Raw genomic sequence first — 13,489 nt, 5'->3', positions numbered from 1 at the left:
ATTGTTCACTACCCTCTTGTTGCCGTAACGACATCTAACACAGCTGCCATTTGGCGAGTTAAATTATAACGAGAGAACTGGGAAGCCCCAGAAGAATTCAACAGGCAATCTCCATTTAGTCGGTACTGCTCATAAAGACTTTCTAAATTTGCAGATAGAGTATCTGCATCAGCAAAATCAGAGCAAAAACCTGCTCCTGTATCTTGCAAAACAGACGCAACTTCTCCATCAACAGGTCCTATTGCGAGAACTGGACGCCGACTTGCCAAGTACTCAAAAAATTTACCTGTAAGAATTCCTTTAGCATTAGGCGTATTATTTACCAAAAGGAGCAACACTCTTGACTTTAGCTGCTGCTGCACAGCTTCTGCATGAGGCAAGTAATCTATAAAAACAACATTACTACGAAGCCCATACCTATTAATCATATCCCGAACGGAAACATCCACCTTACCAACCAACTTAAGCCTGAAGTCTTTTGCAAAATCCGTATTTCTTTTGACTAGAGAAGAAATTGCTTTCCACAATGCTTCTGGATTACGAGACGGAGGTATCGTTCCTATATGAGAAAGGGTAAACATCTCGTCAGGCTTTACATCGCCAGCTTTAAAATCATCATCGTCATAACCATTGGTAATGGTAGTTGCTTTTCTGGCTCCAAGTTTAATGTAATCGTCCCTATCTTGCTTGGTAACAGTTACCACATAATCGGCACCCCTCACAACTTTACGCTCCATCACACAATGCCTATAATCCGCCAATTTTGTGAGCATCAAATCCTTATAGAAATCAATATTTGTCCAAGGATCTCTAAAATCGGCAACCCAAGGAACGTTAAGTTTCTTTTTGAGATCTAGCGCAATCATATGCATAGAATGCGGAGGTCCTGTTGATATAATAACATCTACAGGATGCTCTTTTAAGTATCGCGACAAGTATTTTACCGAAGGCTTAATCCAAAAACAACGAGCATCTGGAATAAAAAAATTTCCTCTCACCCAAATTCCAAATTTCTGCGAAAATTTTGGCTTTGAAGTTTCTGATAAAAACCCTGTGTTTAACTTATCCTGAGATTTATGTCCAACAAGTTTTCGATACAAATGGTATGGCTCCCATATTTTTGTTCTAATTACCTCAATACCTGCCGGGATGTCATGTTGTAGAGACGGATCATAAACTGGCATTTCGCCATTCTCTGCAGTATAAATAACTGGTTCATAACCAAAATTCCTCAAATACTTTACAAACTTAAGCCAACGTTGAACTCCTGCTCCGCCACTTGGAGGCCAGTAGTAGGTAATAATAAGAGCTTTTTTCAAAATCATTGCAGCTAACGCGTTATGCTTGCGAAGTTAAAAATTATGCGCCAGCAATCAACACAACGAACACCTACAATAAATCATTAAAATAATTCAAAAAGAGTTTTTCATTCTTAAAATCAAGGAGTCAATAAAACATATCCATTGACTTACGTAGTCGTCATACCGTAAATTGGATTCACAAAATATGAGTAAGATAAACCTCCAAAAATTTAACAAGTAAATTTTTTCAGAGAGATATAATGAGAAACTAGAATAATGTTAGCAATAACATCAAGAGAATATAGCGCGAGCAAGTTTACGCGACATTACAGAATAAGACTAAAGCTAATTATAGTTAACACCAACAAACTTTTAGCTCAATAAAAATTGAACACAACCAACGACTTGTGTTCTATCTGTAAGGTTTAGCATTAAACTGCTAATGCAATTGAATGTGGAGGCATGACACCACTTAAAAAACGGGGCGATTCCGAAAAGCCTTACGAGTAGGACGACTTAGTTTATATCTATGAGAAAGTTTATTTTGATGGGGCTCATTGCATGCACAGTAGCTGTGGCAAGCGCCCAAAATTCAGATCACAAGTGGTCGATAGGACTCTTTGGAGGTAAAACCGAGTACAACGGTGATTTAGGGAATGCCTTCATTAAATTCGACAAAGCTTTTTATCCTTTCGGTGCGATTTCTATCAATCGCTATCTTAATCCATCATTTGATTTAGGTGTTTACTCTTCGTATGGCGAATACGGGTATAAAAAAACGCCTGATCGTCGTTTTTTTGGAGAGAAGTTTGATGTCAGTCTTCTTCTAACCTACAAATTATCGAATGGGTACATATTTAAAGAAGATGCCTTGGTTACTCCTTACATATCTGCAGGGGTGGGGATGGCTCACTATCATGGCAATAGAGTATGGAACGGTAGAGACTACATTATTCCTGTCGGTGGAGGTTTAAAATTAAACATTACAAACTGGTTTGCATTGCAGTATCAGCTGCTATACAACTTTACCAGCCATGACAAACGCGACCACCAACCAACGAATGGCCATAACGAACAGTACGCAGCCCATTCAGTAGGATTTGTATTTAGCTTCGGAAAGATGCGAGATCAAGATAAGGATGGTGTAAAAGACAAGTACGACTTATGTCCAACCGTTCCTGGTGTCGTTGCACTTAAAGGTTGTCCTGACACTGATGGAGATGGTATTGCTGATGCCGACGATAAATGTCCTAATGAAGCAGGTACCGTAGAAAATCAAGGATGTCCAGACCGCGATGGCGACGGTATAATTGACAGTGAAGATAGATGCCCAGACGCAGCAGGTCCTGCAGCTCTAAAAGGTTGTCCTGATAGAGACGGTGATGGTGTCGCTGATATCGACGACAGATGCCCAGACACTCCTGGATTAGTTCGATTCCAAGGTTGCCCTGACACTGATGGAGATGGAGTACCTGATATTGACGACAGATGTCCAAATGAAGCAGGTCCAGCATCTAATAATGGATGCCCTGTTGCAGTTCAACCAAATAAGGAGGAACACCCACTACCTCCAAATATTCAGTTTGAACTCAACAAAGCTGATTTAAAGAAAGAATCATTTAAGACTCTTGACAACGTCGTTAAGAAACTTAATGAGAATCCTGAATACGGAGCCACAATTTATGGCTATACAGACATAACTGGTAACGATAACATCAACAATCCTCTTTCTGAATCTCGAGCCAAAGCTGTAAGAGATTACTTAATAAAGAAGGGCATTGCTGCAGATAGAATTACCACGCTAGGTAAGGGTTCTGAAAATCCAGTTGCAGACAACGCAACAAGGAAAGGACGAATACTAAACCGTAGATCTGAAATTTTCCTAGTATTCTAGGAATACATATAAAAAAGGGGGAGTTTTAACTCCCCCTTTTTTATATGTAAACATCAATAAAGATTATCTCCCATTGCTACTTTAAGGCGATATGTACTAATTGTATAATCAACTTTTGACTTTAAAAAATTCAGTTGACTTTCAGACAAAGATGTTGTTGCATCTAACAAATCTAAATTTGTAATAACCCCACTTTTGTAGCTTACTTCTGCTAAATGTAAAGCCTTAATAGCCTGCTGAAGCTGTAATTCTATTTGCTTTACTTTTTTTTCTGCTGATTCGATATTTAAACGTGCTTCTACAATCTCTGTACTTATACTACGTCGCATCAACTCCTCATCCAACCTGCTACTTACAATAGAAGACTGAGCTAATAATGTATTATTCTCCTTTTTATTAGCATCAAAAATTGGAACTTTTAATGATATCCCTACGACATAATTTAACTTAGGATCTCCTAGATAAGGCGTATAACCATTTTTTACACCACCGGTTGCAAATGCTGCTAAGGTTGGATTATTTTGCGATCGAGTAAACTTATAGCGCAATTCTGCGATTTTGGTTTTTTCATAAATTGCCATCAAATCACGCCTATTGGATAAAGCATGATTATAAACAGACTCCAAATTCATTCCTAAAGATTGAGAACTAATGCTATTAGCAACCACAATCACAGCATTTACGTCTCGACCTAATAGCGTATTCATCACGCTTTGCTGAATACCTTTAGCCGCTTCTATATCAGTTTTCTGACTTTCGATACTACTAATTCTGACCTTTGTTGATAGAACCTCATATTCGGTTGCCGATCCCGTCTCCTTTTTCTTCAAAATAAATTCGAGATGTCTATTTAATGTACGTAGCTGCTCTTCTTTAATGGCTATAGCATTCTGAAGATAAACTAGAGTAAAAAAACTGTTTACAACAGATGCTGCAATACGCTGCTTCGCCTGCTCTATATTAATTCCTGCCAAGTTTTTACTTTCTTCTTCGACTGCATCACCATTCGAATTCCGTCCAAAATCGTATACCAACTGGCTAACGGTAACTCCTGCATTATACGAATTTTGAGGAGCCATTTTAAAAGACTTTCCTGCAAATTCAACACTTGGAACTGGACCTATGCTTGAAAAGGTAGCGTTCCCTTCAACCGTTGGCAAATAGTTAGATTTTGAAAGCGCAATTCTTGCATCTGCCATCTTCAGCGCCTCTTGGGCCTGCAATATGGTAGGATGTGAGTTTACAGCCTCCTTTATAGCACTTGCCAAAATTAAAGAATCCGCAACCTGCGCATTTACAGCGCCAACAAAACTGATGGAAATAAAGCACACCATCACAGATATCAATAGCACTTTTCTATTCATAATGAACTCCCTTTTCTTGTTTTGTTTTACTCTTTTTTGTGTGAAGCCAAAAAAGCGGAATGCCTCCCAATAATGTAAAAACCCCTGCTAAAAGAAAATCGTCATCTACTCCTTGTATATAAGCCTCTTTAGACAGATGCTGAGAAATTACAGATCGACCTAGCAGCTGAGCATTTGCTGGAGAATATCCCGCATTAGTACGAATGTATGTTGATGAGTTCCTAGCCACCTCTTTATAAATTTCAGACTGAGAATTAACACTCTGAGAATACATTTCGGTATGATAGTTCACCCGAGTTGTAAGCATGGTGGCCAAAATTGCAACACCAAAACTCCCAGCCAGCTGCCTTACGACATTAGAAATACCAGAAGCTTGTCCCATCTTATCTCTCGGAATTTCTGACAAGGAAATTGCACTAAGCGGAGTAAACAGCATCCCCATTCCTAACCCTCTCAGATATAAGCTTAGCATTATAAAATCGCGTTCTGTAAGAAACGAAAGCTTCGAATTGAGAAAGAACGAGGTAGCCAAAAGCATTAAACCTAGAGCTATAGGTATCTTAGGATTTATTTTATCGCTGGCAATTCCTGCTATAGGCGAAATAAAACCTTGAATAATTCCAACAGGCAAAAAGACTGCACCAGATTGAATTGCAGTATATCCTAATGCATTTTGAAGGTATATTGGCATCAAAAAAGTGCTCCCAAACATACCTAGGCTAAAAATAAAAACGACCAGATTAGCCAATCCAAAGTTATGATTAGCCAGTAGTTTCAAATCTATCAAAGGATGTTTAACCGTTAATTCAGCCGTTATAAAACCGACAAAGGCTACTGCTGCAATTGCAAAGCAAACCATTATGTAAGGAGCATGCCACCCCGCCGAATTGGTTGCAGCATTTCCCTCTGTTAAGGCATAAAGAATCACTGGAAGAAATATACTAATGGTTATAAAACCCCAGAAATCGAAACCTTTCACCTTCCGGTTAATATACTCGCGCTGAATAACGAGCGTAGCCAATAAGCCAATAATCCCCACTGGTACATTGACATCAAAAATCAAAGGCCAGCTAAATTTATCAACAAGATAGCCACCGATCAGCGGACCAAACGAAACTGATGCAGCTGCAGAAATAGCCCAAAAACCAAGGGCAACCCCTCGTTGCTTCGGAGGAAATTCCCTTGTTACAATAGCCATACCAACAGGTTGAATAGCACCTGCCCCTAACCCTTGTATGATCCGTGAAATAATAAGCATATTCTCATTACCCGACATCCCGCATAGGAATGAACCAAATGTAAAAAGAAGTAAACCCAAGAAGTAAAGCCTCTTATAACCAAACCTATCAGCCAACCAACCAGCGGTTGGCAGCATTACGGCCATAGCAAGCATATAAGCGGTTATAACCCATTCGATTTTATCAAGACCAACACCAAACGATGCCATAATTTTAGGCAGCCCCACATTGACGATAGTCGCATCGAGCACTGCCATAAATGTTCCAATCATTACATTTGCCAGCACCCACCACTTATAGGAGTTATGCTGAGGATGATAACCATGATGGCGCTTCCGTATGAGCTGTCTAAATCGATGAGAAGGTGTTATTTTCCTTCGCATATCTACCTTTTAATTAGCTTAACAACAGCAGACATCCCAGATAATACACGGTAATTAGTTAATGGAGAGCCATCTGCCGTTCCATCTATAGATATCTTCACAGCAACACGCTGTGTTACCTTGGTAAAGTTTCCCGAAGCATTATTTGCAGGAATCAAAGAAAACTGAGACGCCGTATTTGAGCTAATAGCATACACCTTACCTGTAAACCGAACACCTTCAAAAGCATCAATGCTGTAAATAGCAGGTTGCCCAATATACACATCTGCAAGTTTTGTCTCCTCAATAAACATCGTAACCCACAACTTATTGGTATTGGTTACGGTAAATATCGACTGGCTTGGCTGCGCCACATCACCTGCAAGTAACCAGCGCTTTGCAATTACGCCATCCATCGGCGCATAAAGCTTTGTATTTCGCAGCTGAGCAGAAAGAACTCCGACCTGAGCATGAGCGTTAGCAACGGCTGCCCCTGCACTTCCTATTTGAGCCTTGGAAACTTCAAGCTGTGTTTTAGCAGCATTAAGCTGAGCCGATGCTGTTTCGAAAGCCTTCTTGACATGATCAAACTGCTCCTTTGTGATTACATCTGCAGCGATTTGCTCCTTTGCCCTACCATAATCTTCCTTAGCCTTCCCTAGGTTAACCTCTAAAACTTTTAGATTTTCTTCGTCATACCTAAGCTTAGCAACGGATTGCACCTGATTAGCATCTGCCTGCCCAACCAACGCTTGTGCCTGCATTTTTTGTGATACCAGATCTGCACTATCAAGTTCTGCGATTAGCTGCCCTTTATGAACGGAATCTTGCTCATCAACATATAAAGTCGATATTCGACCTAAAATTTTCGAACTTACCGAGACATTATCAGAATCAACCTTAGCGTCATCAGTAGAGATGTACTTTGAATATTCTACATAGTAATATACCGCTGCCCCAATTACTGCAGCAATAATGACAATTAGAGGAATATAAACTTTCTTGCTTTTCTTACTTTCCTTTTCCATCTACCTCTTTTATTAATTAACTAGCTACTTTATAAAATTGCAACTCTCTTTTAATATGTGGTGTTACACACTTATTCCTTTTATAAAAATGGAGACAAAAAGCTTCAGTTTCACAACAAGTCCCTGAAATTCTTCATCATCCAAATAAATGATATCCCTATACCCGATGCTTATTTTCCGCAACCCTTTTAGCAGATCCAAAAATAGATGAGCAACCTTTTCTGGATCATCTATCCGGAAAAAGCCAGAATCAACTCCCTTCTGAAGGATTCGACGAATAATCTCTGCCTCCCGTTGCCGGAATCGGGATACAATATCGATATACATCTGCTTGTTGGTATAGTCGGAATGCTTTAGCCGAGTAAGGTTTAGCATCTTTCTAAAGTGCTCCACGTTTACATCCAAATAGACCGACAGCATATCTCGGGGATCCTCCAAAAGATCGATTTGCTCATTTACCAACTCCACAAACTGGAAATGCTCCTTCTCTACCACAGCGGCAAAAAGCTGCGGCTTATCCTGAAAATAGTAGTATATCGAAGCTTTTGAAAGACTTAAGTCGGCCGCAATTTCACTAACCGTAACCTTATCGTATCCGTACATGCCAAAGCGCCGCTGCGCCGCTTCTAGTATGGCATTCAACCTATCTGAGTTATCGCCTTGATGCGTTACAAGAACCATATTACGCTACTAACTATTTGACCATTTCATTTAACGGGTCAAAATTACAACGACATCACCTATTATTCATTTAAATAGAGCTTAATCTTATTTAAAGAGAATGCATTTCTTTCACCAAGCCCAAAATATTGTCACTATTTTGCATAATAAACACTACTAATTCGAATTAAATGATTGGCGAACTTCTTGGATTTGGGCTTCTGTGCTTCACCTCCTTTTTTACACTGATAAATCCGCTAGGGATAATGACCATCTTCATGACCATGACATCGACCCTTAGCGATGTAGATAGAACGCGTACGGCAAAAAAGGCAACCGTAGCGGCAATGATCACCATTCTTGCTTTCGCCTTCTCCGGACAGCTACTTTTTAAGTTCTTCGGTATTTCTGTCAACAGCTTCCGGATTGTGGGCGGCGTTATATTCTTCATGATGGGACTAGACATGCTAAACGCCCGCCTTACCAGCACCAAAATAAAAGACTCGGAGGTGAAATCGTATGTCAACAACATAGCAATTACACCGCTTGCCATACCCATGATTTGCGGACCAGGCGCCATAACAAATGCCATCGTTCTTATGGAAGATGCCCATAGCATTAGCCACAAGCTGGTACTTATACTTACGCTAACTGTGGTAATGCTCCTCACCTACATCATTCTATACAGCTCTTCAAAAATCGTAAAGGTGCTAGGAGAAACGGGCAACAACGTGATGATGCGACTTATGGGATTAATTGTGATGGTAATTGCCGTAGAGTTTTTCTTTAGCGGTTTACGCCCCATTGTTACGGACATGCTCCAGTTCTTAGTAAAATAATCGCATGGAGATATAACCTTTCTCGGTTGGCATTTGTCGCATCTTATTCGTAAATTGAAGGATGAAGTTATGATAAAAGTCAACATCATGGGAAAGGTTAAGGCTCTACTCCTTATTTTGGTAGTTGGAATTGGCTGTACGCCCCTGAAAAAGGATTATAAGGAAGATTTTAATCTCTTTTATAAGCGTTTTTATAGTGACAGCAACTTCCAACGAAGCCGGGTGAAGTTTCCTCTTGCACAAAAGGATGAGACACCAAGCGGCATTAGCAGCATTCAGATCCCCGCCGAAAGGTGGAACGTAATCTACACCATCCCCAAAGACACCATTATTAACGGGGAGAGGTACCAAAAGAAGCTAACGGTTGGAAAGGAAACCGTAACCCAGACAGTTTTTATCCCCAACAGCGGCTTCCAAAACATTTGCACCTTCAAAAGAATTAAGGGAAAGTGGATGCTGGTATCAATATCATCTACTAACCTTTAGCCTCCGAGCAACAATTTATAAAACAAGTAGAAACTGCTTTTAAGCGGTAAAACCGCCAGTAACAACTATTGGCTATAAAAAACAGCATCCATATTTCACATGTTTGTAAAATGTATATTTTTACAGCTCATAATAGTAAAAATATACAAATGAAATTTCTCATAACCCTCTCCGTTCTACTATGTATTTCTCTTCTCTCCTTTTCTCAAAACAGATTAGAAGGCGTTGTTAAAGATGGTAGCAACAGCAAGCCACTCCCCTTTGCTACCATCGTTATTGATAAGCAAAATACGAAAGGTACAACAACTCGGCTTAACGGACAGTTCGTCCTCTCCGTTTCCGAAAAAGACCAACAGCTAATAGTAAGCTACATGGGGTATGAGACCAAAGTTGTCCCGATTTCGACACTTAGACGCGACGCTGCCAACAACGAGATACTCCTAACACCATCAACCTTCTCCATAAACGAAGTAACCGTTTACCCAACCGAAAATCCCGCTCACCGAATTATTCGCAACGCCATAGCCAACATACCGCTTAATAATCCAGACGAAAATCCATCTTACACCTGCAGAATATACAATAAGACAACCATTGGGATTGATCCCTTTCTAAAGAATAAAAATGCTGTCCGCCTAAAATCTTTGATGGATACAACCAACCTCATGATTACCGAATCGGTGGTAGATAAAAGCTACAGCTACAAAGACAAGTCGAAGGAAACGGTTATTGCAAACAGGGTAAGTGGCTTTAAGCACCCTCTTTTTGCCCTCACCAACTCCATCTTCCAACCCTTCCATTTTTACAACACCTACATCCCTCTATTCAACAAGCAGCTGCTTAACCCGATAAGTGCTAATAGTACTAAGAACTACTTCTTCCAAATCAAAGACACCATCATTACCGGAAAAGATAGCACCTTCGTCATTGAATTTACCCCGCGACGAAACACCAACTTCGAAGGTTTCAAAGGTTTTATCCACATTAGCACCCAAGGATGGGCTATACAGAACGTAGTTGCAGAGCGCGCTATAAACTCAGGAGTAAATGTAAAAATAGAGCAGCACTACAGCATCAAAAAAGGAAAATGGTTCCCCGACGAATACCGCTACCGCTACGAGCTGAAAAACTATCCGCCCAACTACGGGGATACCTACTACGAGGGAATAGGAAGCGTATACGATGTAAGCATAGCCCGCACACCATCAAAAGTTACGAAAAGTACCATCACCCTTGCCGATAGCGCCGATAAAGCCTACAAAACCATCGAAGAGCACAGGCCTACCCCGCTTACTCGCAAAGACTCCTCTACCTACCTCCGCATGGATAAGGTTATTGCCCAGAAGCGCAACCTAGATAACATACAATCGTGGATAGAATATTTTGGACAGGGGCTGCTACCTATTGGTCCGCTATGCATGCCAATCAAATCGCTATACAGCACCAACGAGTACGAAAAACATCGGTTGGGCTTAGGACTCGAAACCAACAGAACCATTAGCAACTACTTCAAAGTAGGGGGTTACTTTGCCTATGGAACAAAAGATGCGGAGTGGAAGTACGGAGGCTACCTAGCCCTCTATCCGCACAAAGATCACATAACCTCCTTTACCTACGCCTACAAAAAAGACCTAGAGATGCCCACCTCCATCTTCCTTGTAGACGACCGAAGAAGCAGCTTTATAAATCGCTTTTTGCTTAATAGGGCCGATAAGGTAGAGGAGCACAAAATAGGTGTAAGCTCGCGCACTTGGGACATCGACTACAAGGTGGCCGCTACATACCAACACTTTGCGCCAATGTACAGCTACCTCTATAAAGGCGTGCAGCAGCAAGAGCATTGGAGTAACAACGCAGAGATCAGCCTAAACCTCCGGTTGGGATTAAAAGAAAAGGAAACCCGCTTTTTTAACCTCTCCTTCTTCGACACCCAAGACTATCCCGTTGTGGGGCTTAACATCAGAAAGGGGATAAAGACGCTTGCTGGCGATTACAGCTACCTAAGCGTCGAAGGTGGAGTGTTCAAGGCATTTAAAATAAGGAAAGCAGGTATCCTTCGAATCACTGCGCTGGGAGGTGCCCTTAAAGGAGATACCCCCTACTCCCTTCTCTTTGGGGCTAACGGAACCAACACGGGCTACTTCCCGTTTCTTGTTTCCAACTCATTTAACTGCGCCAAACCTTTCGAGTATGCCTCCGATAGATACGCCAACCTATTCCTTTACTACGATCTAAGCTCGCTCCTTTACAACTCCAAGAAATTCAAGCCAACCGTCTCCCTCTTTCAGGCAGCAGGTTGGTCTGAGCTCGCTAGCCTCAAAGATTTCGACATGCTCGATGTAAAGGATATGCGGAAAGGCTACTTTGAGTCGGGGATTATTATTGGAAACGTGCTACGCCAAAAGGTATTCAACGTTTTCTATCTTGGATTTGGCGCGGGCGTGTTTGCCGCCTACGGCGATGCCGTGGACAAGCCAATAGATAAAACGCTGGCATATAAGCTTAAAATGGAGTTCGACTTCTAGCATAAGCAAGAGCGAGCCGCTGGCTCGCTCTATTTCTTTTAGTATGCTAATCAAAGAAAGCGTTAATCCCAATTCCCACTACCAAGTTCTGAGTAGCATCGTGGCTATCTTTAAACGGAGAGTAAGATGGAATACCCGCATTAATATCTAGTATTTGAGCGTAACGAGGACGAGCAACGCTTACCGAATAATCTGCAAAAAAACGAAGTCCCATACTACGAGAAACCATCGTCACCGCTGCAACACCTGTCTCAAAACCCCAATGGCTGTCCTTTTTAGATTTGTAGCCAACCACCTTTTCGGGATTACCTGCTGCATCGGCTATCTTCTTTACAAAAACAATCTCCGAAGCCGAAGAGGATGCATACCCTCCAATAAGCTTAGTATTTAAATAAAACCTACGGGATATAGGATAAGAGAAATAGGGACCCACAAAAAAGTGCACCACCGACATGCTACCAGGTTGAATGTAGTCTACCTGATCCTTAAAAAGTGGCTGATTCTCTAAAAAAGAAGACTGGTTGAGACTCAACGTGCTGGTATTTACAGAAAATTTTGCGCCCAAGCCTACGTAAGAATTTAAAAACCATGCGCCTTCGGTGCTTACGCAAAAACCGGGATTTAGCGTTATGTTCGTTCCCTTATCCAGCTCTATAAGGCTATTCAGGATGGAGTAGCCCGAGCTGATATTCCAAAAGCTAGGCCTGAAATCGGTGGGCGGTAAAGCTTGGTTAATAGCCCTACTCGATATTCCTTTATCCCGATAAATCAAATCTCCAAAATAGTAACCCAGATTCGTAGACAAAATGCCCAATCCGGCACCCGCAACCACATCCGAAAGCCAGTGCTTGTTGTTCATAACCCTCCCCATCGCAATTGATGTTGCAGTGGCATATCCAAAGATGCTATATAAAGGACTACGGGTAACGCCATACTCCTTATGCAGCCAAGTGGCCATCATAAAGGCCATGGTGGTATGCCCCGAAGGGAAGGAGTTGTTGGCGGAACCATCGGGGCGCCTTTTACTCACGCTTCCTTTTAGGGTGTTTACAGTAATTCCCATAACAACGCTCGAAAAAGCGGTAGACGTAGCCAATCGCCCCCACGAGCTACGCCCGTCAACGCCTAAGGCCTTTAATCCGTAGGTTAAAACACCCGGTGCATACTGCAGATAATCGTCGTATCGGTAGCTAAAGTTAGGAACGTTATAGTTACGAGCCGAGTGCACGTAGTCGTCGCTTTTAGAGGCTAAGGCCGAAAAAGTAAATAGCCCGATAGGAATGTAGGATATCTGAAATGCCCGGCTGGTGGTAATTCGCTGAAAGCTATTTTCCAACGGTTCATTACGAAAAGGATCGGAAAGAGGCGCGTAGCGAACCTCCTTTTTAGTGGTATCAAATACCACCCGTTCATACCTATCGGCATACTGAGCATGAGACAGAGCTGGTATTGCCAACAAAAAAAGCACCCAGAATCTTACCTGAAAACTATTAATGGCTTTCATCTCGAGTCGTTTTACTGCTAATACTTCCCTAAAAATCGAGAGATGGAGCAAGCCCCACACTCCTAACAAAAAAGAAACGCAAAGAGCCAGAATTATTGCCAGAATCTTTGGACTGAGTTTTCGGCAAGCCCAAAAAATAATGCAGAAAGGGGACTATTTTTGCCCCGAGTAACTAGTTAGCAGCTAAGCCCAACCATTTTCTATATGAAACTTTAGCAAATTAGCCTCCTTTCGGTCGCCAAATTTTCTACAATGTTTTAGTATTTTTGAGCAAAATATAAAGCGAAA

At 41.4% G+C, this 13,489-nt stretch carries 10 protein-coding genes; 4 read left to right on the top strand and 6 right to left on the bottom strand.

All coding sequences use genetic code 11. The annotated features are described in order from the left end of the window. Positions 1-8: 8 nt before the first annotated feature. Entirely contained in the window at positions 9-1,325 is a 1,317-nt protein-coding gene (locus L990_RS17970; protein ID WP_047452252.1) for a glycosyltransferase family 4 protein, read from the bottom strand. A gap of 505 nt (positions 1,326-1,830) precedes the next feature. Between L990_RS17970 and L990_RS19525 the strand changes: the two genes are divergently transcribed. Further along, the gene (locus L990_RS19525; protein ID WP_081981812.1) at positions 1,831-3,195 is read left to right on the top strand and encodes an OmpA family protein; all 1,365 of its coding nucleotides are present in this window, start codon (positions 1,831-1,833) and stop codon (positions 3,193-3,195) included. Between the two features lie 53 nt (positions 3,196-3,248). Here the strand turns inward: L990_RS19525 and L990_RS17960 are convergent, their stop codons facing one another. From L990_RS17960 to L990_RS19520, 4 genes are all read right to left on the bottom strand, one after another. Beyond that, the gene (locus L990_RS17960) at positions 3,249-4,559 is read right to left on the bottom strand and encodes a TolC family protein (RefSeq protein ID WP_081981810.1); all 1,311 of its coding nucleotides are present in this window, start codon (positions 4,557-4,559) and stop codon (positions 3,249-3,251) included. Next, the gene (locus tag L990_RS17955; RefSeq protein WP_052181148.1) at positions 4,552-6,069 is read right to left on the bottom strand and encodes a DHA2 family efflux MFS transporter permease subunit; all 1,518 of its coding nucleotides are present in this window, start codon (positions 6,067-6,069) and stop codon (positions 4,552-4,554) included. Before L990_RS17955 ends, L990_RS17960 begins: the two co-directional genes overlap by 8 nt. A gap of 113 nt (positions 6,070-6,182) precedes the next feature. Beyond that, positions 6,183-7,187, bottom strand: a complete 1,005-nt coding sequence (locus tag L990_RS17950) for an HlyD family secretion protein (RefSeq protein WP_047452248.1) — start codon at positions 7,185-7,187, stop codon at positions 6,183-6,185. A gap of 63 nt (positions 7,188-7,250) precedes the next feature. Further along, the gene (locus L990_RS19520; RefSeq protein ID WP_052181139.1) at positions 7,251-7,868 is read right to left on the bottom strand and encodes a TetR/AcrR family transcriptional regulator; all 618 of its coding nucleotides are present in this window, start codon (positions 7,866-7,868) and stop codon (positions 7,251-7,253) included. 170 nt (positions 7,869-8,038) lie between these two features. Between L990_RS19520 and L990_RS17940 the strand changes: the two genes are divergently transcribed. The 3 genes from L990_RS17940 to L990_RS17930 all read left to right on the top strand — a co-directional run bounded on the left by L990_RS17940 (position 8,039) and on the right by L990_RS17930 (position 11,697). Further along, the gene (locus L990_RS17940; protein ID WP_197057335.1) at positions 8,039-8,686 is read left to right on the top strand and encodes a MarC family protein; all 648 of its coding nucleotides are present in this window, start codon (positions 8,039-8,041) and stop codon (positions 8,684-8,686) included. A 69-nt stretch (positions 8,687-8,755) separates the two neighbouring features. Further along, positions 8,756-9,172 (top strand): DUF4348 domain-containing protein, encoded by a 417-nt coding sequence (locus L990_RS17935; protein WP_047452246.1) that lies wholly within the window; start codon positions 8,756-8,758, stop codon positions 9,170-9,172. 149 nt (positions 9,173-9,321) lie between these two features. Next, positions 9,322-11,697 (top strand): DUF5686 and carboxypeptidase-like regulatory domain-containing protein, encoded by a 2,376-nt coding sequence (locus L990_RS17930; RefSeq protein WP_047452245.1) that lies wholly within the window; start codon positions 9,322-9,324, stop codon positions 11,695-11,697. 46 nt (positions 11,698-11,743) lie between these two features. Here the strand turns inward: L990_RS17930 and L990_RS17925 are convergent, their stop codons facing one another. Continuing rightward, complete coding sequence (locus tag L990_RS17925; protein ID WP_052181138.1) at positions 11,744-13,201, bottom strand: phosphatase PAP2 family protein; 1,458 nt, start codon at positions 13,199-13,201, stop codon at positions 11,744-11,746. Positions 13,202-13,489 lie beyond the last annotated feature (288 nt).

This window comes from Alistipes sp. ZOR0009 (assembly GCF_000798815.1).
Lineage (GTDB): Bacteria > Bacteroidota > Bacteroidia > Bacteroidales > ZOR0009 > Acetobacteroides.
The sequence above is the reverse complement of the archived record's forward strand: the minus strand, read 5'-3'. Positions and strand labels throughout refer to the sequence as shown.